The organism is Butyricimonas synergistica DSM 23225 (genome assembly GCF_000379665.1).
In the GTDB taxonomy this organism is placed as follows: domain Bacteria; phylum Bacteroidota; class Bacteroidia; order Bacteroidales; family Marinifilaceae; genus Butyricimonas; species Butyricimonas synergistica.
The window spans coordinates 146,491-167,432 of the sequence record NZ_KB903369.1 but is presented as its reverse complement, the minus strand read 5'-3'; the positions used below and the strand labels follow the sequence as shown (position 1 = coordinate 167,432).

General features: G+C 47.4%; 16 protein-coding genes, 1 tRNA gene and 1 pseudogene. 8 read left to right on the top strand and 10 right to left on the bottom strand.

Going from position 1 to position 20,942, the window contains the following annotated elements; translation table 11 throughout:
• Positions 1-20: 20 nt before the first annotated feature.
• Positions 21-3,383, bottom strand: coding sequence for a SusC/RagA family TonB-linked outer membrane protein (locus A3CY_RS0116085; RefSeq protein WP_051082749.1), 3,363 nt, complete (start codon positions 3,381-3,383; stop codon positions 21-23).
• A 373-nt stretch (positions 3,384-3,756) separates the two neighbouring features.
• Positions 3,757-4,293 carry an RNA polymerase sigma factor gene (locus A3CY_RS0116080; protein ID WP_018338962.1) on the bottom strand — a complete coding sequence of 179 codons (537 nt, stop codon included), beginning with the start codon at positions 4,291-4,293 and terminating at the stop codon, positions 3,757-3,759.
• Between the two features lie 445 nt (positions 4,294-4,738).
• On the opposite strand from A3CY_RS0116080, the gene A3CY_RS0116075 reads away from it, so the two are divergent.
• The 8 genes from A3CY_RS0116075 (at position 4,739) to A3CY_RS0116040 (ending at position 11,865) form a co-directional block, all read left to right on the top strand.
• Positions 4,739-5,527 (top strand): TatD family hydrolase, encoded by a 789-nt coding sequence (locus A3CY_RS0116075; protein WP_018338961.1) that lies wholly within the window; start codon positions 4,739-4,741, stop codon positions 5,525-5,527.
• A gap of 3 nt (positions 5,528-5,530) precedes the next feature.
• Complete coding sequence (locus A3CY_RS0116070) at positions 5,531-6,571, top strand: asparaginase (protein WP_018338960.1); 1,041 nt, start codon at positions 5,531-5,533, stop codon at positions 6,569-6,571.
• Positions 6,572-6,698: 127 nt separating this feature from the next.
• Positions 6,699-7,508: a MotA/TolQ/ExbB proton channel family protein gene (locus tag A3CY_RS0116065; protein WP_026207764.1), complete on the top strand. Its 810-nt coding sequence runs from the start codon at positions 6,699-6,701 to the stop codon at positions 7,506-7,508.
• Positions 7,509-7,510: 2 nt separating this feature from the next.
• Positions 7,511-7,957, top strand: a complete 447-nt coding sequence (locus A3CY_RS0116060; protein ID WP_018338958.1) for a hypothetical protein — start codon at positions 7,511-7,513, stop codon at positions 7,955-7,957.
• Positions 7,958-7,995: 38 nt separating this feature from the next.
• Positions 7,996-8,583 carry an ExbD/TolR family protein gene (locus A3CY_RS0116055; RefSeq protein WP_018338957.1) on the top strand — a complete coding sequence of 196 codons (588 nt, stop codon included), beginning with the start codon at positions 7,996-7,998 and terminating at the stop codon, positions 8,581-8,583.
• A complete protein-coding gene (locus tag A3CY_RS0116050; protein ID WP_018338956.1) occupies positions 8,583-9,047 on the top strand; it encodes an ExbD/TolR family protein in 465 nt (154 codons plus the stop codon). Before A3CY_RS0116055 ends, A3CY_RS0116050 begins: the two co-directional genes overlap by 1 nt.
• A gap of 84 nt (positions 9,048-9,131) precedes the next feature.
• Positions 9,132-9,206, top strand: a tRNA-Arg gene (locus tag A3CY_RS0116045).
• 154 nt (positions 9,207-9,360) lie between these two features.
• The gene (locus A3CY_RS0116040) at positions 9,361-11,865 is read left to right on the top strand and encodes an ATP-binding protein (protein WP_018338955.1); all 2,505 of its coding nucleotides are present in this window, start codon (positions 9,361-9,363) and stop codon (positions 11,863-11,865) included.
• Here the strand turns inward: A3CY_RS0116040 and A3CY_RS0116035 are convergent.
• From A3CY_RS0116035 to A3CY_RS21355, 8 genes and pseudogenes are all read right to left on the bottom strand, one after another.
• Positions 11,844-13,178: a sigma-54-dependent transcriptional regulator gene (locus tag A3CY_RS0116035; RefSeq protein WP_018338954.1), complete on the bottom strand. Its 1,335-nt coding sequence runs from the start codon at positions 13,176-13,178 to the stop codon at positions 11,844-11,846. The two genes, A3CY_RS0116040 and A3CY_RS0116035, sit on opposite strands and share 22 nt — an antisense overlap.
• 510 nt (positions 13,179-13,688) lie before the next feature.
• The gene (gene argH / locus A3CY_RS23140) at positions 13,689-15,026 is read right to left on the bottom strand and encodes an argininosuccinate lyase (protein WP_026207762.1); all 1,338 of its coding nucleotides are present in this window, start codon (positions 15,024-15,026) and stop codon (positions 13,689-13,691) included.
• Positions 15,027-15,068: 42 nt separating this feature from the next.
• Positions 15,069-16,088: pseudogene (locus tag A3CY_RS23135) on the bottom strand (M20 family metallo-hydrolase); the annotation flags it as partial.
• Positions 16,088-16,870 (bottom strand): acetylglutamate kinase, encoded by a 783-nt coding sequence (argB, locus tag A3CY_RS0116025; protein WP_026207761.1) that lies wholly within the window; start codon positions 16,868-16,870, stop codon positions 16,088-16,090. The gene argB and the pseudogene A3CY_RS23135, both read right to left, overlap by 1 nt.
• Complete coding sequence (locus A3CY_RS0116020) at positions 16,867-17,979, bottom strand: aspartate aminotransferase family protein (protein WP_018338951.1); 1,113 nt, start codon at positions 17,977-17,979, stop codon at positions 16,867-16,869. Before A3CY_RS0116020 ends, argB begins: the two co-directional genes overlap by 4 nt.
• A gap of 12 nt (positions 17,980-17,991) precedes the next feature.
• Positions 17,992-18,948, bottom strand: a complete 957-nt coding sequence (argC, locus tag A3CY_RS0116015; protein ID WP_018338950.1) for an N-acetyl-gamma-glutamyl-phosphate reductase — start codon at positions 18,946-18,948, stop codon at positions 17,992-17,994.
• Positions 18,949-18,963: 15 nt separating this feature from the next.
• Positions 18,964-20,148, bottom strand: coding sequence for an argininosuccinate synthase (locus A3CY_RS0116010; RefSeq protein WP_018338949.1), 1,185 nt, complete (start codon positions 20,146-20,148; stop codon positions 18,964-18,966).
• Positions 20,149-20,159: 11 nt separating this feature from the next.
• Positions 20,160-20,852 carry a GNAT family N-acetyltransferase gene (locus tag A3CY_RS21355; protein ID WP_018338948.1) on the bottom strand — a complete coding sequence of 231 codons (693 nt, stop codon included), beginning with the start codon at positions 20,850-20,852 and terminating at the stop codon, positions 20,160-20,162.
• Between the last annotated feature and the right edge of the window lie 90 nt (positions 20,853-20,942).

The following is a 20,942-nucleotide window of genomic DNA, read 5'->3' as shown; positions in this document are numbered from 1 at the left end:
ATCCTAAATCATTAAATAATTTAAAAACCAAGTGTCAGCGTGAAACTGTAATTTTTAGCATAAGGATAACTTGTTCCTCTCTCTTGCTTGATGGACGACCAACGACATACATCATTCATGTTAAATCGCAATCCCAGCGAAGTCAAGCGATATTTACGTATCTTTTCTTGGCTGAAGTCATATCCGCAAGAAAGGCCGCTAAACGCCAAGTAATTATTGTCCTGCACAAAACGGGAAGTCGGTTGCGTCTTCTCCCTTCTTGCCAAATCAAAGAACGGAGCCACATCTCCCGGCTTTTTCCAGCGTTGCGTCAACACGCGTCGATCCACGTTGCTACCATCGATATCAGCCTCTTCCACCTTATTTTTGAGTGTTTCATTGTAGTCCTGCGCCCCCCATTGATACAAGAACGTCGTGTTCACGTAAAATCCTTTCCAAGCGATATTGATACCGAAAGAACCTTGTGCATCCGGGCTCTTATCCCCGACTACCACCTCGTCGGCTGCATCCCACACGTAAGTGCTCCGACCGTTTCTCTTGCGGAACAACTCCTTGCCGTTAGAAGGATCAATCCCATAAGAAGGCACGGCATAAATAGCCGTCGTCGATGCTCCCACGTAATACTGGGTCAACGGGATATAGAACAACTCACCACGAGCCTCTTTATCCTCATCACTCAAATCCGCCTCATCTTCTAGCCTTTTCCCATTGTGGAAATCTTGGATGGTTTGATTGTATCTCTCTGCTTCTTGTCCTAACTTTGTAATTTTATTTTTATTGGCAGCCAAAGTAGCATTCACCGCCACCGTCCAATCCCGATTTTGGAATACCGTGGCATTCAATTTGAACTCGAACCCTTCGTTCAAGATCGAACCCGCATTCGTATAGTAACTTGAAAATCCAGAAGAGGTTCTGACTGACAATTGTTCCAACTGATTTTTCGTCTCTTTCCGGTAATAGTTCCCCTCGATGACATAACGGTCATGCAGAAGACCTAAATTGAAACCGGCATCCACCGTATACGTTTTCTCCCAAGTCAACTTCGGGTTACCCAACGCAACCAACGTATTCGACGGAGTGTTGTAATACCACTTATCGGAAGTCTGGTAAGTGGAGATAGCGGCATATGCCGGGAAATTCACGTTACCGGTTACACCGTAAGTTCCACGCACGCGCAAGGTGCTGACCAACCAATGATCTTTCAACCACGAATAATTATGCACGTTCACCCCGACACCAAATGACCAAAAAGGAGCGAAACGTTTGTCTTTCCCGAATTTAGAAGAACCATCCATACGGAAAGAAACATCAAACAGGTAGATATTATCGTATGAATAATTGGCAGATGCCAATATACCGATCAAACGGCTCTTATCTGTGGACACGCTTGCTTTGCGGGTTTGCTCCGCGGCGTAAGTCGGCGAATGCAGGTTGCTCAATTGGAATCCCTGATACTCCAATAAAGTCGTCTTATTGTGCGATTCTTGGATATTCAATCCGGCAGTGGCATTAATGAAATGCCCCCCTATAGACTTATTGAAATAAAACATCGCATTTGTGTTCCAGGTAAACGATTTATCGGAAGAAATCGACAATGAACCTCTTTCACGCGTGGAAATTGTCTTGTAAGAAGGGTCTTTCGGATCCTTAAAACTTTCCGTTTCAGAATCGGAACGTGTCATGGAAAGCTGCCCCTTAAAAGAAAAGGCTTCCGTGAAATAAATATTGATACTGAAATTATTCGTCAAGTCATTCAATCTCATTTTCCCGGTATAACTGCCTAATTCCCGGGCTCGATACAACGGATTAACCGTTTTCCCGTCTTTCAACGTTTCCAACAACTCCCCGTCATTCGAATACGGCGCCCAATAGGGTTGCAATTGCGTGTACAAACTGAATGTGCCATAAGGGGAATCCGATGCTCTCGTCACGTTAAAAGTAACGGAATTCATCACTTGCAACCACGACTTATTCCGGTAATCCAAATTCAGACCTACGCCCATGTTATCGCGGTAAGAATCGATCATTGCCCCATTATGGGTACCGTAATTCAAGTCCAAGCTGTAACGGATACTCTCCACACCACCGGAAACATTCAAACTGTGCGTGTGATTGAACACGTTCTGCAACGGCTGTGCCAACCAATCGGTTTCCACACCTCTCCGCACTTCATTCACCAAATCATTGTAAGCGATATCTTTGATCAACTGCATCCCCGGATCACCATCCGACGCAATATATTTTCCTGACAACCGTTCCACTTCCACTTTCTCCCACGCATTACACAAATTGTAATCCGACAAATCAGGGAATTCCGCTCCGGCATTGAAATTATAAGTCACCCGCAACTCACCAGGCTTCGGGGCTACCGTAGTCACGACCACCACGCCGTTCGCTGCACGCGAACCGTACATTGCCGTCGCTGCCGCATCTTTCAATATCGTCATGCTCTCGATACGGTTCATATCCATATCGTAAATCTTCTGCACGGATACCTCGAAACCATCCAAAATAAATATAGGCAAATTCGGGTTGTCTTTCAAATTCGTCCGCTGTGAACGTCGGGCTTGCTCCATATCCAAACCGCGGTTCATACCGATACTCCCCTCGCCCCGAATCGTGAACTCTGGCAGCGAGTTCGGGTCTGAACCGAACAACTTGTTCTCCTTGATGCGGAAAGAAGGATCAAATGCCTGCAAGGCGGCAATCACGTTCTTGTTATTCGTCTTCAGCAACTGATCCTTGCTCACCGTCGTGGCATTTCCCGTGAAACTCTCCTTGCGCACGTTCATATACCCGGTCACCACCACCTCGTCCATCTTCACCCGGTCCTCCTTCATCACCACGTTGATCGTGTCCTTGCCCGTGTACTTCACCTCTTGGGTAACCATGCCCACGAACGTGTAAACCAACACCACCTCCTTCATCTCCGGCAACGCCAGCGAATAGCGTCCCTCGGCATTCGTGGCAGTTCCGAGATTCACACCTTTGACACGCACCGTCACCCCCGGCAAAGGTTGTTTTGCCTCGTCCGTCACCCGACCGGCAATACGGATTTCTTTCTTCTTCTCGTCCTCCTTCACCGGTTTCAACACGATCACGGCATCCTCGATCACGTAAGTCAAACCCGTCCCTTTCAAACATGCCCTCAAAATCTCCTCGATACCGGCAGCCTTGACATTCACGCTAACCTTCCCGGCTTTATCCAAATCCTCCTGGTTATACATGAACACGAAAGTTGTTTGACGCTCTATCTCCCATAAAACATCCTTCAAATAAGAATCTTTCATCGAGATAGAAATTTGTTGCCCAACCTGAGAATACACGGATGCATTCACGCTCGTGATTCCCAACAAAACAAATAATAGTGTACACTTCATCATAAGCCACAACTTTTTAAACTTCCCGAGATTACCTCGTGGGAACATCGACTTTTTTTCCATAAATTTGTTTTCTAAATGCGTTAATAAATTATCTCTGACCTAACGGGGATAATTCTGGCAGGAAATGTTACCGGCATTTCCTGCTCTCTTTATCTGCCGTGTTTAATTTTAAAATTTAATCCATTTTCTTTTTACTTTATAATTTAACTCTAAAATTCTTCACCTCATCACATTATTGAAAAAGCCGCCCCATCACTAATTATATAACACAAAAAACCATTTTCATGGGGAACCCAAAATCTATTTTATTTCATTTATTTTTCCAAACGAAACAAAACTTTCAGATTTACAATGATTTAATTTTTAAAGAAAATCAACAAAGAAATACAAATACCAGATAATAATACTCCTTCAACGCCACGCGCAGCTTCTTGTAAGCAAGTTTTTTCAACGTGTGTACGGAACTCTCAGCTACCCCCAGCCGTTCCGCAATCTCGGAATTTTTCAGACCGTCCAGAGCCAACTGTATCACTTGGCGTGTCTGCGCGGGAAGGGCATCCACCGCCTCGTAAAACATCCTGTATGCCTCCTCCTCGATTAAAGTCTCCGTGTAAAACTCCTCCGACATCACCACGGATAAATCCTCCCGGATCAGTTTGTTATCCCGAATATAATTCAAGCAGTGATTACGCACCATCGCGTAAAGGAAAGACTTTATATTAAAGGCATCATCCAAATCGGCTCGACGACGCCAAAACTTCACGAAGCACTCCTGCACGATATCCGCCGCCAAAGTATCATCCCTCAGGTAAGTGGCGGCAAACACGCACAAAGCCTGATAATACGCATCGAACAACTCTCTGAAAGCCTGCTCGTCACCCTGTCTGATTTTTTCGATAGATAACCCCATTCCAGCTATTTTTCGGGATGATTTGAATACAAAATTATAAAAAATCGACTAAATAAATTACTTTACAAAAAAAATCAGGAACAAAATTTATATTTCAAGATACACGAAACGATTCGCCTTTTTCATCACGACACGGTCAAATCGTCTACTAATCAAACCTATAACTCGTATCAATACAATTACATTCCCGTATTAATTCCGGTTTAATTACGTCATGAACGCTATACGAACCCTATACGAACGCTATACGAACCCTATTATTAATAGCGTTCATAAAGGATAACTAAAGCTTATGAACAATCTTTTTAACACTATTCCACCGGAATTCACACGGAAGTATTACTTTATTCATTCAGGTGATGAGCGTGAATAGGATAGTTCTCGTGTTACCCCGTGCTGATTCTCGCTTTTTATCATTATATTTGCCGCGTAAGATAAAGATAGTATGTACATAGATACGCATTCGCACATTTACGCGGAAGAATTTGACAACGATCGGGACGATGCCGTGCAGCGGGCTTTTGAAGCCGATGTGCGGTATATTATTTTACCGGACATCGACCAGTCCACTAGACAATCCATGCTGGCTCTTGCCGAACGATACCCGAACAACTTGTTCCCCTTGCTGGGAGTCCACCCGACCTCGGTCAACGCCGCTTACCGGGAAGAGATGAAGGCGTTCGAAAAACTGCTCGGGCAAATACCTATATATGGTATCGGGGAATGCGGGATCGACCTCTACTGGGACAAGACATATTATAAAGAGCAAATCGCCGTTTTCGAGCGGCAATTGCATATCGCCCGGGAAATGGACCTCCCCGTGGTCATCCATTCCAGGGAATCCCTTCCCGAAATCTTCGCCGTGTTGAAAAGGCAGCATTACAACATGAAAGGCATCCTCCACTGTTTTCCCGGCAACGAGGAAGACGCCCGGCGGGCTATCGACCTCGGGTTCCTGTTAGGCATCGGGGGAGTCGTTACCTTCAAGAAATCCTCCATGGCGGAAGTCGTGCAAAAAATAGGAACAGAACATCTTGTCCTCGAGACAGATGCCCCCTATCTCGCTCCCGTTCCCTTCCGGGGAAAACGGAACGAAAGTAGTTATATTCCGTGCATAGCTGCTAAAATTGCTGAAATTGGAGGTATTGACACAAAAAAAGTGCAGGAAATAACAACGAATAATGCACGGAATTTATTTAATTTGCATAGCAAAAGTGTGAAAGAAAAAAATTGATTTATGACAAAACCCGTGTTGATCATATATACTGGCGGAACCATCGGAATGGTGAACGATCCCGAAACCGGAGCATTATGCCCGTTCAATTTCGACCAGATAGCTTGTGAAGTTCCCGAAATCAAAGAATTCGGGTTCACGATCGATAGCTACACGTTACCGGAAATCATCGACTCGTCGGATTTGCAACCACAGTTGTGGAAAGACTTGTGCCAGATCATCCTGAAGAACTATGACGATTACCGGGGATTCGTGATCCTACACGGGACGGATACCATGGCTTACTCGGCTTCGGCTCTGAGTTTCATGTTGAACAACCTGACGAAACCGGTTGTTTTCACCGGTTCGCAATTGCCTATCGGGAAAATTCGCACGGACGGGAAAGAGAACCTGATCGCCGCCATCGAGATCGCCGCGGCTTACGACAACGAGCAGGCGATCGTGCCCGAAGTGAGCATCCTGTTCGGATCGAAACTATTCCGGGGGAACAGGACGACCAAGATTAACGCCGAAAGCTTCGACGCGTTCCAGTCTTACAACTATCCCCCGTTGGCTAGTATCGGGATTCATATTCATTACGATTATAGCGCAATCGATTACAACCCGAGGGTTAATCCCGTCGAGGCGTTCTGCGACGTGGACACGAATATTGCCATATTGAAAATATTCCCGGGTATGCGCCCGGAAGTAATAGACGCCGTGACGGGAATACCGGGATTAAAAGGTATCATCCTGGAAACTTACGGGTCGGGGAACGCCCCCACGAATAAAGTTTTTCTTAACAAAGTGAAGGAAGCCTTATCCAAGGGTATTTTCATATACAACGTGACCCAATGCCAGGGCGGCAGCGTGGAAATGGGTAAGTATGAAACAAGTAGAGAACTACTTAACGCCGGGGTTATCAGCGGGCATGATATCACGACCGAAGCGGCAGCGTGTAAAATGATGTACGTGCTGGGCAAATATAAAGACCCTAACGAAATAAAAAAATATTTAAATAACGCCTTGAAAGGAGAAATATCTCCCAAATATATTGGCTTTTAACATTTTTTTTATACCTTGGTGCCCGATTTGGACTCAAGGTGGTGCAAATGGAAATAAATAACAGCTTAAAACAAAATATAGAGTTAAAATTTAATTATTAATAAACTAAAAATCAGTTAAATTGATCATGAGAAAATTATTTGCACTAATAGCAGTTTTAGGAATGCTTTCTATTGGAGCATCATCTACGCTAATGGCTCAAGAGGATGAAATGACTCAGACCGAGACCACCGAAACTTATCAAGACGAAGAGACAACCACAGACCCGACCATTCTTGAAGATGAAGGAGAGATCGAAAGTACCTCCCTGCACGCTGTTATCAAACAGAAATTCATCGAAGGTGGTGCCATGTTCATGAGCTTCGTTATCTTGGCTTTGATCTTCGGTCTTGCCATCTCAATCGAGAGAGTTATCTACTTGAACTTGGCAGCTACAAACACGAAAAAATTAATTGCCAGCGTTGAGGACGCACTGGAAAACGGCGGAGTTGAGGCAGCGAAAGAAGTATGCCGCACGAGTAGAGGTCCTATCGCAAGCATCTTCTATCAAGGATTGTCCCGTTATGACCAAGGTATCGAAATGGTTGAGAAATCAGTTGTATCTTACGGATCCGTTCAGATGGGACTTTTGGAGAAAGGGATGTCTTGGATCGCCTTGTTCATCGCTTTGGCTCCTATGTTAGGATTCTTGGGAACAGTTATCGGTATGATCGACGCCTTCGATAAGATCCAGGCTGCAGGTGATATCCAACCGTCATTGGTTGCGGGAGGTATCAAAGTTGCATTGATCACGACGGTTGCCGGTTTGATCGTTGCCATGATCCTTCAAGTATTCTACAACTACTGTGTTGCAAAAGTTGAAAGTATCGTGAACGATATGGAAGACGCATCCGTAACCTTGTTAGATATTCTTGTGAAATACAACCAAAAACACTAATCATGCTTAAAGTAACCAAGTTATTAAATATCCTGACCATTGTAATGTTCGCCATTACAGTCGTGTTAATTGGGTTATTTGTCTTCGGGGGAGAACTTCCGAATTCCCAATATCCATCGCCTGTATACACTGACGAACTGATATGGTGGGCTTATATACTGCTGGCGCTCACTGCTATCGCGGCCATTGCTTTCCCGGTTGTCAAATTATTCTCCAACCCGAAACAAGCGCTGAAAACATTGATCGCCATTGTTGGAATATGTTTATTAGTTTTGATAGCTTACTCCTTGTCTGACGGAACAATCATGAAACTGCCCGGGTATGACGGTCCGGATAACGTGGAAGGTACCTTGAAATTCGCCGATACCATGTTATTTACCATGTATTTCCTCGGGATCGGAGCTGTATTGGCTATCATCGTAACGGAAATCATTAGACGAGTAAGATAAATGTTTTCTCTGAAAGGAGATTATAATTAAAATATTATATGGCAAGAAAAAAGACACCGGAAATTAATGCCACTTCAACGGCGGACATCGCATTCTTGTTGTTGATCTTCTTCTTGGTATCAACAACAATGGACGTCGATTCCGGTTTGTTCAGACGTTTACCGCCCATGCCGCCTGAAGACATGGTGCAAATTCCTCCCGTTGCCAAACGTAACGTTTTACAGGTAATGGTGAACAAGGAAGACCAATTGGCGGTGAACTCGGAACTGATGGATATTTCCCAATTGAAGGCAAAGGCTATCGAATTTATCCTGAACAAGGATAATAAACCCGACCTCCCGAGCAAGAAGATCAAAGAGCTTCCTTTCTTCGGACAAGTCGAGATTTCGAATGGTATCGTTTCGTTGCAAAGTGACCGGGGTACATCTTACAAAATGTATATAGCTGTTCAAGACGAATTGACAGCCGCTTATAATGAAGTAAGAGATATGAAGGCCATGGAGCAATGGGGAAAGAAATACAGTGAACTCACGGAAGAGCAGATGGATGCAGTAAGAAAGTATATTCCTACCGCAATCTCAGAAGCTGAACCCAAGAACGTAGGACAGAAAGGAGGAAAGAAGTAATGGCTAAATTCAGAAAAGAAGGCTCGAAAGATGTGCCTGCTATATCAACAGCATCTCTACCTGACATCGTTTTCATGTTGTTATTCTTCTTCATGGTAAGTACCACGATGCGTGAAGTGACACTTATGGTCAACAACGGTATGCCCGAGGCTAGACAATTTACTAAACTGGAAAAGAAATCCTTGGTTAGTAATATCTATATCGGAAAACCGAAAGACCAGTACATTGGCATATACGGTAGTGAACCGCGTATCCAATTGAATGACAAACTTTCCAACGTTAGTGAAATCAGTACTTTCGTTGCCGCAGAGCAAGAATCTCGTAAAGAGGAAGATCGTAACATGATCACCAACAACCTGAAAGTTGATCAATTTACCAAAATGGGTATTGTAACCGACGTGAAACAAGAATTGCGTAAAGCAAATTCTCTCCGTATCAGTTACGCCACCCGGAAAAAAGTATAATGCTTTAGCAATTATAATTTAAAAAAAGGGGGCAAATGCTCCCTTTTTTTTAAAAAATTGATTAGCTTTGTACCCGATAAATATGGTCCCCTAGTTCAATGGATAGAATGAAGGATTCCGGTTCCTTTGATATGGGTTCGAGTCCCGTGGGGATCACCACTAAAAACAAAACTCACTGAAATACAGTGAGTTTTGTTTTTACCCAAAGCACAAAGTTGCAAAATATTCGTCGCTCCTGCAAGTTTCTGATATATACCCATTTTACGGATTCGAATTACCGGGAGATTTTATATCTTTGTACAAACTGATAGCCATGCAGAAAAGACCATTCAAATTTACCAAGTTCAAACTGATAACGGGGTATATGCTGATACTCCTTTTAGGTGTTATTGCCATTGTTTTCATTTACAACCAAACGATAACCCTCACGGAAAAGAAGAATGATGAAATTGTCATGCAGCAGAAATTATTCATCATTGGGAATACGCTGGCAAAACTGTACGAGGCGGAGAACACCGGGCTCTCTTTCTCGCAAACCGGTTCGGAGAAAAACCTCAACACGTATATGCGACTCATTCAAGGTATCCGGCACAACATGGATACCTTGAAATACTTGTCTGTGAGTGAAGAACAAAACAGACGAATAGATACGATCCACGCCCTGCTGACAGATCGGATTCAAAACTTGAAAAACCTACTCTACATTAAAAAATACTCTATCCCCGAAGATTTCTATAACAAGACCGTCGAAAAGATCGAGGGGCTGAAGGACTCCATCAACAAAGTGCCCGACATCCGCCCACGGATGGTGACCACGGTAGACAGCAGCATCACCATTAAAGAAAAGAAAGGATGGTTCGGGATACGCACCAAAAGGGATTCCATTTTAAGGGTAGACACGACCTATCATTACTTTATCGACACGCTCGGGATGTCCAATGACACGGATACTCTCATGAATGTTATCCGAGACTCGTGGAGCCAATACCAACAGCAGAAAGAGGAGATCGATGCCAGAATCTCCAAACAAGAGCAAATCGTTATCCAAAGCGGGCAGAAGATCACGGAACGTTTAAAGCGCATCTTGAAAGCTCTCGAGAAGGAAGAAATCGAAAACACGCAGATTCGTCTGGAACAGCAACAAGCGACAACCAATCAACTGACTCACACGCTCTCGTGGGTTGCCATCATTGCCTGCCTCCTCGTGGTCTTTTTTGTTGTTCTCATTATCAACGATATCAGTCAAAGCCAACGATATAGAAGGGAATTGGAAGCCGCCAACGCTTACACGGAACGTTTGCTCCATAACCGGGAAAAGTTGATGCTTACTGTCACGCACGACATCAAATCGCCCTTGAGTTCTATCATCGGGTACATTGAATTGTTAAGCAATACCCCGCTGGAAGAGCGCCAATATTATTTCCTCCGGAACATGAAGGGGTCTGCCGAACATATTTTACACTTGGCGAACGACCTGCTGGATTTCTCCAAACTGGAAGCCAACAAGATGGAAATTAATACCGTGGCATACGATCCCGGTCGCCTTTTGCAAGAAACTGCCGATAGCTTCCTACCTTTAGCCGCGGAAAAAGGACTGGAACTAAGGAGTGATATCAGTAATGCCCTGAACGGCCATTTCTCGGGCGACCCGATGAAAATACGCCAAATCGTGGTGAATATTCTTTCCAATGCGATCAAATATACCCAAAAGGGAAAAGTTTCCCTCTCCGCCTTCAGCCCAAGTGGAAAAGACGGGCAACTTATGATCGTGATTAAAGACTCGGGACCCGGCATGACGGAAGAAGAACAGGAACTGATTTTCAAGGAATTTACACGATTGACGCCACAACATAACAACGGGGCGGAAGGCACGGGGCTGGGACTCACCATCACGTTGCAACTGGTGAAGCTATTGGGAGGGGAATTAACCCTCACCAGCAAGAAAGGGGAAGGCAGTACTTTTACCGTGAAACTGCCTCTGGTGAAAGCTCCCTCGCAGGAGGTCACTCCCGTGCAGGCGGCGACCGATACTCCTGTCATGCACGAGGGCATGAAGGCATTCCTCGTGGACGACGACGAATTACAACTCACCGTCAACTCGGAATTTCTGCATAAAGCGGGTATCAACAGCGATACCTGCCCCCAACCCCTAGAGGCATTGTCCCTTCTCGAAAAGGGGGATTATGATCTCGTCCTGTCAGACATTCAGATGCCCGGGATGGACGGCTTCGAGCTGGTGAAACAAATCAGGCAATCTGACTCGGAGAAGATAAAGCACCTTCCCGTCATAGCCTTATCGGCACGTGCCAATATGCAGGAACAAGCCTATCTCGATGCAGGCTTTTCCGCTTACCTGAACAAGCCGTTCACGCCGGATCAGCTTTACGCCCGAGTGAACGAGTTACTGGGATGTGACATTAAGATCACTCCCGCGAAAGGAGAATCCCACGACACGAATACGCCTTTTGATTTAAGTATGATCATGGTCTTCGCCGATAATGACAAGGTTGCGGCGAATCAAATCATACAGTCGTTTATTGCGGATTGCGTCCAAAATTTCAAAACACTGGAAGAACACGTGCAACGGCATGAGATAGAACAGGTCAAGAAACTCGCCCACAAGATGCTCCCGATGTTCCGCCAATTATCCATACACCAGGTTATCCCCCTGTTGCTTTTCCTTGAAAGAATGGATATGGAACAAACGGAAGAGGCTGAAGTGGTAGAAACCGTGAGCAAAGTCGTGCAGACGGGCAATGAAGTAATACAGTTACTTGGGAGTTGGGACTTTATGGACTACAAATCCTCCAACCCGTAACTCTTCAGCTTATTATAAAGAGTCTTGCGGTCGATCTGCAACATTCGGGCTGCCTCGCTTTTGTTGTTCCGGCATTTTTGGAGGGCATCCTTAATCAATTCGATCTCCATTTCCCGGCGAGTACCCATCGGCTTTTCCTGTTCAACGGGCTTTTGCGATAACTCCGGGGGCAAGCACATCTTCGAGATCAGCTTTCCCTGGGAAAGCAATGTCGCCCGTTTCACGATATTTCTTAACTCCCGAAGGTTTCCCGGCCAGGCGTAAGTATTAAATATCCGCATCACCTCGTCGTCAAAGCCCGCTACTTGTTTGCCCAACTCTTCGTTTGCTTTATCGAGGAAATGATTGGCAAATACCATAATATCATCTTTCCGTTCCCGCAGAGGCAAGGCATAGATGGAAAATTCGTTCAGGCGATGGTATAAATCTTCCCGAAAACGCCCGTCGGCAACAGCCTCTTTCAGATTCTCGTTTGTAGCAGAAATGATGCGCACGTCAAAAGGCACATCCGCACTACTCCCCACGGGGTGAACCTTCCGTTCCTCCAAGGCACGCAACAATTGTACCTGCACGTCATAGGGCAAGTTACCGATCTCGTCAAGGAAAATTGTACCCCCGGAAGCCGTCACGAAATACCCTTGCTTATCGGTAGTCGCACCCGTGAAAGCACCTTTCACGTGTCCGAAAAGCTCACTCGTCGCAATATCGCGAGGGATAGCCCCGCAATCCACTGCCACGAAAGGTCCGTCTTTCCGGGCACTCGTGTTATGTATCAGACGGGCGATATATTCCTTACCCGTACCGCTTTCCCCGTTAATCAAAACGGTCATCATGGTAGGTCCTACCAGATGGATATACTCGTATTGCTGGCTGGCACTCTCGCTTACCCCTTTTATATAGGAGAAAGTCGTCGATTTGGCTTTCGCCGGAACCGGCTTGGCAGCAGGCTCCACTTCCAGCTTCAACGCTTCCTGCAATTTCTTCAGAATTTCATCCGGAATAACGGGTTTGGCAACATAATCGAATGCCCCCAGTTTCATTGCCGTTACGGCAGTCTGAATATCCGCATACCCGGTCATCAACAAGACCTGTGTCACCGGGGTTTTCTCTTTAATCAACCGAAGCAAATCAATCCCATCCTTATCGGGCAAACGCAAATCCGTGAGCACAAGGTCAAATGTTTCCTTGTCTAGTTTTTTCACCGCTTCTTTGTACGAGAACGCATTCTCCACTTCAAATCCTCTTTTCCCTAACCAGTTCTTCAACATGATACAGAAAGTCGTATCATCGTCTACCACTAAGATTTTTGCCATATGTCGATTATTTTACACACGAAAATAATCCTAATCGCCTAAAGAAAAAAGTTTTTAACGCTATTTAGGAAAAAGAAAATGGTATATCCTCCCGGATACACCATTTTTTAAACAAATGCAATTCTCTCTCTCCTATTCTCCTACTTATGAACAAAGCTCCTGTCTTCCGAACAGACGGGCTTTGACGCACGTCCATTCCCTCTTAGTCGTTGTATTTAGAATTGCTTTACGCAACCAGCTATCAGTGTTCTGCTTTATGTTCGGGATCACCTAAAAAGTGCGGCAATAAAAGCCCCGAAACAGCCATTACGATGAAAAATATGTACGTTACCATAATTCCTCCTTTTTTATCATTCAATCCTTTACCTATATAATAGAGAATTGTATGCCATGAAGAAGAGGATGGATTTGTATTAATATAAATACATTATTATCAGCACATTATATAAAACATTATTCCCCGTGAAACGTAATTCATGGGGAATAGTGTGGAAAAAGTGTAGAAAAAAGCTACAATGTCAACAATCTTTTTTCAGCTTCCCGCACAGCAGAAATGTCCCACTCAGTCATTCTCCGGTTGAACTTATCCGTTATCTCATGCAAGCAAAGATTCCCGATGCTTCCCTCGTGCGTGTGGTGTATTTCCCGTACCCCTGCATGATACTCACCTCGTTGCACCCGTTCCCCAATCACCCGGTAGGCTTCCCGGAAAGGCACTCCCGCTATCACCATCCCGTTCACGTCCTCCACGGAGAAGATGTACCCGTAGCAGGGATCATCAAGTATATCCCGCTTGAGTTCCATATCTTTCAACACGAGATGAGCCATGAAAAGGCAATCGTTCAGTTCCCCGAAAGCGGGCAAATACAATTCTTTTGTCAATTGCATATCCCGAAAATAGCCGGAAGTGAGATTCCCGCAAATCATCGCCATCTGGGTGGGCAATGCCTGCAAGCGGTTGCATTTCGCCCGAATTAACTCGAATATATCCGGATTTTTCTTGTGGGGCATGATACTCGAACCGGTCGTGTATTTGTCCGGCAGGTGCACGAAACCAAAGTTCCCGCAAGCGAACAAACAAACGTCGGCAGCCAATCGTCCTAAAGTAGTCGCCACCGTTGCTAACCCGAACAGCACGTTCTTTTCCATTTTTCCCCGTTGCATCTGGGCGTACACCACGTTATACGCCAAATCGGGGAATCCGAGTAACCTGGTCGTCATTCCGCGATTCAAGGCAATTGACGAACCGTAACCTGCCCCCGAACCGAGCGGGTTGGAATTCACCATGTCGTACCCTGCTTTCAACATTAACAGATCATCTGCCAGCGATTCGGCATAGGCACTGAACCATAATCCGAACGACGAAGGCATCGCTACCTGCAAATGAGTGTACCCCGGCAATAGTATATCCCGGCTTTCCCCCGCTCGCTGTATCAGCAACATGAACAAACGTTTCATGTTTTCAAGAATCTCGAAAAGAGCTTCCCGGGAAAATAACTTCAAATCGAGCAACACCTGATCGTTCCGAGAACGTCCCGTGTGAATCTTCTTTCCCGCATCACCGCATTCCCTCACCAGCATCAACTCGACCTGCGAGTGCACATCCTCGATTCCTTCCTCGATGACGAACTCTCCCCTTTCCACTTGCTCGTAAATGCTCACTAACGCCACCCGCAATTGCCCGTGTTCCTCATCGCTCACCAACCCGATAGCGTGCAGCATCTCCAAATGTGCCAAACTTCCCGTGACGTCGGCTTTTGCCAACATCACATCTAATTCCCGGTCTTTCCCGATCGTGAATGATTCGGTAAAAGCATCTATATCGTATCCTTTATCCCAAAGTCGCATGATATTTTGATTTTCAATTATTTCCCCGTTTAATAATCGAATAAACGTTTCCACGCCTTTCTCGATTTCGTCCAAACGGATATATTCATTTGCCGTATGTGAACGGGCGCTATCTCCCGGACCTATTTTCAAAGAAGGACAAGGGAGAACCGCCTGGTTTGAAGTCGTGGGAGAACCATAAGGTTCCAACCCTAGTTGCCGACAACGTCGCACGAGCGGATATTCCAACGACACCGAAGATGAGTTGAGAGAGATAGAGCGGGGGGACACCTCGCATTTCACGTGGCGACGGATGGTATCAAGTATTTGTAAGTTCGTGTAAAGTTCATTTACCCGTATATCCACCATGAAACGGCAAACGGCTGGCACCACGTTGTGCACGGTACCCGCTTCAATCCCCGTAACGCTCATCTTTACCGCTCCCAACAGTTCCGACTCCCGCTCAAAACGGTAGGTGCGGAACCATTCTATATCTTCCAATGCCTCATAAATAGCATTCACGCCTTCCTCCCTAGCGGCGTGTCCCGTCACCCCTCTGGCATGACAGTCCAGCACCATAAGCCCTTTCTCGGCAACCGCCGGACGCATCCCGGTAGGTTCTCCCACGAGAGCAAAATCAATCTTTCCCAACTCCGGGAATACGCTTTGTATTCCCCCCGCTCCCGTGTTCTCTTCCTCTGCCGACCCCAAGTACACGAGATTGTAAGCCTGTGGGGTTTCGTTCAGGCTGATAAAAGCCGCCAGCATCGCCACGATGCTTCCACCCGTGTCGTTACTTCCCAGACCGAATAATTTCCCGTCCTGCACCGTCGGGGCAAACGGGTCAGTTGTCCATGCCCCGTTCGGTCGCACCGTGTCCAAGTGTGCATCCAGTAATAACGTGGGCTTCGCCGCATCGAATTCTCGTGAACGACTCCACACGTTATTACCTTGACGATGCACGTCGAACCTATATCTTTGCAGCACTCCGGCAATGACATCCGCTACCTGTCCCTCCTCCCCGCTGAACGAGGGGATGGATATGATCTGTTTCAACAGTTCTATTGCTCCTTTCGCATCCATTATTCTTCTCCTGTTATCCGGGTTCCAGCCACGGGATTATCCAATTCATCGGGATGCAGCAACCGCACGGATTTCACACCCGCCTGTATCGTACTGAAAGCGTAATCCAGTTTAGGAATCATACCCTCGTGTATCAGTTTCTCCCGGCGTAAAGCCTTGTACATTACTGGTGTCAAGCCGGGGATCACGGTTTTGTCATCGTTCACGTCTGCCAACACACCCCGTTTGTCAAAACAATAAATCAATTCTACCTCCCCGAGGCGTGCCAATGCTTTTGCCACCGCAGCAGCAATCCCGTCCGCGTTGGAATTCAGCAAGCCTCCCTGCCCGTCACACGTGATCGGCGAGAGTACCGGAACAATATCCTGGTCGAGCAGAGCCTCCAACATCCCGGTATTCACACGTGCCACATCTCCCACGTGCCCCCATTCCAATCCCTCCTGCACTCTCCGTTCCGCTCTCACCATATCCATGTCGCATCCCGACAACCCGCAAGCATTCACCCCGAACGATTGCAACCGGGCTACAAGAATCTTGTTTACCCACCCGGCATATGCCATCACCGTCACCCGCAGCATATTGTCGTCCGTCACCCGCCGTCCGTCAACCATTCGGCAAGGAATTCCCAATTGCTTCGCCAGCTGTCCGGCAAACACGCCTCCCCCGTGAACAAGCACGAAAGGCGTCTTTATTGCCGTAAGTTTCCGGCACAACCGTTCAAGTTGTTCTCCATCTTCCAGAAGCACCCCGCCTATTTTTATTACACAGCGTTTCATTTTCAATTGTATGTAAGTCTTTCCACGAAATAATCCGCTTCTTCCTTTCCCATACATAGCGGAGGTAACAGCCGGAGCGTATTTTTCCCGCTATACCCGGTAACAATCTGGTAATTTGCCAGCAAGCGGCGACGGAATATCACGTGCGGAATATCCATATCCACCCCGATCATCAGCCCCTTCCCCCGTACTTCGATTACCCCGGGCAATCCTTTTATTTTATCAAGCAAATACTCCCCGATCACAGCAGCATTCTCGATCAGCTTTTCATCTTCTATCACGTCCAAAACGGCGATAGCCGCCGCACACGCCAAATGATTTCCTCCAAACGTAGTACCTAACATTCCTTTCTTCGCCTCTATCGTTTCACGAATAAGTACTCCAGCCACGGGAAAACCATTTCCCATACCCTTTGCCACGGTAATCATATCGGGTTTTATCCCCGCATACTGATGGGCAAAAAAACGCCCGCTCCGCCCGTAGCCGGATTGTATCTCGTCAAGGATAAGCAACGTCCCGTGATGATCACAATATTCACGAGCAGCCTGCAAAAAGCCCGGCTCTGCCACCCGGATTCCTCCCACACCCTGTATGCCCTCCACGATCACGGCAGCATACTCCCCGCCGGACAATTCCCGACCGAGAGCCTCCACGTCATTCAACGGGATAAATGCCACCGGGTGTCCCGCATTCCAAGACGCCTGTATAGCGGGGTTATCCGTCACTGCCACCGCCCCGCTTGTCCGACCGTGGAATGACCGCCGCATGGCAAGTACCTTCGACCGTCCCGTCACGAACGAGGCTAGTTTCAAGGCATTCTCGTTTGCCTCCGCCCCGCTATTACACAGGAACAAATTATAATCCGTACACCCCGAAAGATTCTTTAACTTTTCTTCCAATTCCTCCTGTAAAGGATTCTGCACGGAATTGGAGTAAAACCCTATCTTTCTCAATTGCCCCGAGATCCCCTCCACGTAACGAGGATGCGTGTGACCGATAGATATCACGGCATGCCCCCCGTAAAGGTCCAGGTACTTGTTGCCTTCCCTGTCCCAGAAGTACATTCCCTCCGCCCGGACAGGCTCTATATTCATTAAATCATATACATCAAACATATCCTGCAAGTATTAAAAGTAATTTGCCTTCAAGTGCAATCCCTCCGCCTCATCCAACCCGAACATCAGGTTCATATTCTGCACTGCCTGCCCGGAAGCCCCTTTCACCAAGTTGTCAATCACCGAAGTCACCAGCACATTATCATTTTCTTTCACAAGGTGGATAAAACAATGGTTCGTGTTCACCACGGGTTTCATCGCCACGGGTTCGCCACTCACCGTCACGAACGGGTGGCTCTCGTAGTATTCACGGTACAAGGCATTCAGCTTCCCTAACGGGACATCGCACTGGAACACGCTATTCACGATAATTCCCCGCGTATGACATCCCCGCATCGGCACGAAAGCAATATCCGCCGTTCCCCCCGCCGCCTGCAAAGCTTCCCGCACTTCTCTCAAATGCTGGTGGGTAAAAACCTTGTACACGGACAGGTTCTGAGCCCGGTTGCTGTAATGCGTTTCCTCCGTTGGTCGCTGCCCGGCTCCCGTCGAACCGGTCACACCGAAGACCGTAATCCGCTCCGGCAACAAACCGCTCTTCGCCAACGGCAACAAGCCTAGTTCTATTGCCGTGGCAAAACACCCCGGGTTTGCCACATTTCTTGCCCGGGCTATTCTTTCCCGGTTCAACTCCGGCAACCCGTACACGAAATCACCCGCCGATATCCGCAAGCGGAAATCATTACTTAAATCGATCACCCGCACAAAAGACGGTATCCGGTTTTCCGCGAGAAAACGGGCAGACATCCCGTGTCCCATACACAAGAAAAGCACGTCCATATCGTCAAAATCCAAACCCGAGAACACCAGCCCCGAGTACGCCAAATCCCGGTGTACCCGTCCCACCGGCTCTCCCCCGTGCGATTCACTCTGCAAGTACTGCAACTCCACGGCAGGATGATTCACGAGAATCCGTATCAACTCCCCCGCCGTATATCCGGCAGCACCCGCTACTCCAACTTTTATCATACACTTGATTAATTTTCAATTCTCCATTGCCCCATGTATCCTCTGCGGTATCGAGAGTATTCGAGTGAACCCCTTCACGTCCTCTGCCGTCCACGCATTATTTTCTTCGCCGTATCTGGCAAACGAGGCATTCATCAAGTCATATGGAGAACTACATCCCAGCAGGTCGAAATGGTAAGGGCGCATCAGTACTCGCACCTCGCCCGACACGTTACGCTGCGAATGTTCGAGAAATGCCTCAATATCCCGCATCACCGATTCCCCATGCATCGCCTCGTGGAGGAACATTCCATACCAGTTTCCCAGCTGTTCTTTCCAGTAAATCTGCCACTTCGTCAACGTGTGTTTTTCCAACAACTCGTGCGCCTTGATAATCACCAGTGGGGCGGCTGCCTCGAAGCCCACGCGTCCCTTGATTCCCACGATCGTGTCACCCACGTGCGTGTCCCGCCCGATCGCCCACGGGGCGGCTAACGCCTCCACGGCACGTATGGCGTCCACCTTGTCGGCATACACCGTCCCGTTCACCGCACTCAACTCGCCCCGCTCGAAAGCGAGGATCAGTTCTTCTTTCCCTTCCCGCTGCAAGGGCGAGGGATAAGCCTCTTCCGGCAACGGCTGGTCGGATGTCAAGGTTTCCCGCCCTCCGACGGAAGTTCCCCAAAGTCCCTTGTTTATGGAGTAAGCCAGTTTCGTCCAGTCCCGTTCCACGCCCTTCGCTTTCAAGTAAGCGATCTCGTCCTCCCGGCTCAACCGCAGGTCACGAGTCGGCGTGATAATCTCCATCTCCGGCGCAAACACGGAGAAACAAAGATCAAAACGCACTTGGTCGTTTCCTGCCCCTGTACTCCCGTGAGCCAATGCGCCGGCACCGATCTCTTTGGCGTAACGGACGATCGCCAGTGCTTGGAACGTCCGCTCGGAACTCACGGAAACGGGATACGTCTTGTTACGCATGACATTGCCGTACACCATGTAACGGATACACCGCTCGTAATACTCGCCCGTCACGTCCAGCGTCACATGCCGCATTGCCCCAAGGGCATACGCTTTCTCTTCTATCGCTGCCAGCTCCCCGGGCGAAAAACCACCCGTGTTGGCTAGTGCCGTATACACCTCGAGCCCCAACTCGTCGCTCAGGTATTTTACACAATAGGAGGTATCCAGCCCCCCGCTGTATGCTAAAACTACTTTTTTCATTTTCCTGTTATTTACAAACGACAAACAACACCCCCGTACTCCTGTTTCCCGCCGGGGTGATTCCCGGGAGCCTTGAAAGCGGCTAACATCACGCTTACCACGCGACGCAACCGTTTGATGATCCGCCCGGGTAGACTTCCCGCTCTTTCGCCCGGCACTTCCCCAGAACGGGTTTGTGCTTCCGGGTCGTAGATCATCCCGGTGCACAGGCATTTGGTCATATTCGTCCGTTGCAGGATGTCGTAATTCACGCACGACTTGCAACCCGCCCAGAACTCCTCGTCGTCGGTCAACTTGGCGAAAGTGACGGGCACGTATCCCAATGAAGTATTGATTCTCATCACCTGCTCGCCCGTGGTCAGCCCGAACAACTTCGCCTGCGGGAATCGCCTTCGCGACAAATCGAAAGCGGCTTTCTTGATCCTCTTTGCCACTCCCAATCCCCGGTACGCCGGCACGACGATCAACCCGGAATTAGCCACGAATTTCTGGTGTCCCCACGATTCGATATAACAGAATCCCACGAACTCCTCCCGGTTTAGGGCGATGATCGCCTTACCGTCACGGATTTTCCCGGTGATGTACTCGTTGGTTCTCCTTGCTATACCTGTTCCACGCGCCTTTGCGGCGTTGTCAATCGCGTCATTTATCGCTGTCACGTATGACAGATGCTTCTCGGACGCAACTAAAACTTCAATCTTCATTTTCGTACAATTTAATCTAAATCATTCAAATCATTTTTTGTTTTCGCTATATGCATATTTATTCTTTGATTTTGCAAATATATGCATTAA

What these genes read in the sequence shown, in the direction of transcription:
- argH (WP_026207762.1), bottom strand. Translation starts at nt 15,026, where the DNA reads ATGCGACTTTGGGATAAAGGATACGATATAGATGCTTTTACCGAATCA.
- A3CY_RS0116060 (WP_018338958.1), top strand. Translation starts at nt 7,511, where the DNA reads ATGCTTAAAGTAACCAAGTTATTAAATATCCTGACCATTGTAATGTTC.
- A3CY_RS0116010 (WP_018338949.1), bottom strand. Translation starts at nt 20,148, where the DNA reads ATGAAAAAAGTAGTTTTAGCATACAGCGGGGGGCTGGATACCTCCTAT.
- A3CY_RS0116040 (WP_018338955.1), top strand. Translation starts at nt 9,361, where the DNA reads ATGCAGAAAAGACCATTCAAATTTACCAAGTTCAAACTGATAACGGGG.
- argC (WP_018338950.1), bottom strand. Translation starts at nt 18,948, where the DNA reads ATGATAAAAGTTGGAGTAGCGGGTGCTGCCGGATATACGGCGGGGGAG.
- A3CY_RS0116080 (WP_018338962.1), bottom strand. Translation starts at nt 4,293, where the DNA reads ATGGGGTTATCTATCGAAAAAATCAGACAGGGTGACGAGCAGGCTTTC.
- A3CY_RS0116055 (WP_018338957.1), top strand. Translation starts at nt 7,996, where the DNA reads ATGGCAAGAAAAAAGACACCGGAAATTAATGCCACTTCAACGGCGGAC.
- A3CY_RS0116020 (WP_018338951.1), bottom strand. Translation starts at nt 17,979, where the DNA reads ATGTTTGATGTATATGATTTAATGAATATAGAGCCTGTCCGGGCGGAG.
- A3CY_RS21355 (WP_018338948.1), bottom strand. Translation starts at nt 20,852, where the DNA reads ATGAAGATTGAAGTTTTAGTTGCGTCCGAGAAGCATCTGTCATACGTG.
- A3CY_RS0116085 (WP_051082749.1), bottom strand. Translation starts at nt 3,383, where the DNA reads ATGATGAAGTGTACACTATTATTTGTTTTGTTGGGAATCACGAGCGTG.
- A3CY_RS0116035 (WP_018338954.1), bottom strand. Translation starts at nt 13,178, where the DNA reads ATGGCAAAAATCTTAGTGGTAGACGATGATACGACTTTCTGTATCATG.
- A3CY_RS0116050 (WP_018338956.1), top strand. Translation starts at nt 8,583, where the DNA reads ATGGCTAAATTCAGAAAAGAAGGCTCGAAAGATGTGCCTGCTATATCA.
- A3CY_RS0116075 (WP_018338961.1), top strand. Translation starts at nt 4,739, where the DNA reads ATGTACATAGATACGCATTCGCACATTTACGCGGAAGAATTTGACAAC.
- A3CY_RS0116065 (WP_026207764.1), top strand. Translation starts at nt 6,699, where the DNA reads ATGAGAAAATTATTTGCACTAATAGCAGTTTTAGGAATGCTTTCTATT.
- A3CY_RS0116070 (WP_018338960.1), top strand. Translation starts at nt 5,531, where the DNA reads ATGACAAAACCCGTGTTGATCATATATACTGGCGGAACCATCGGAATG.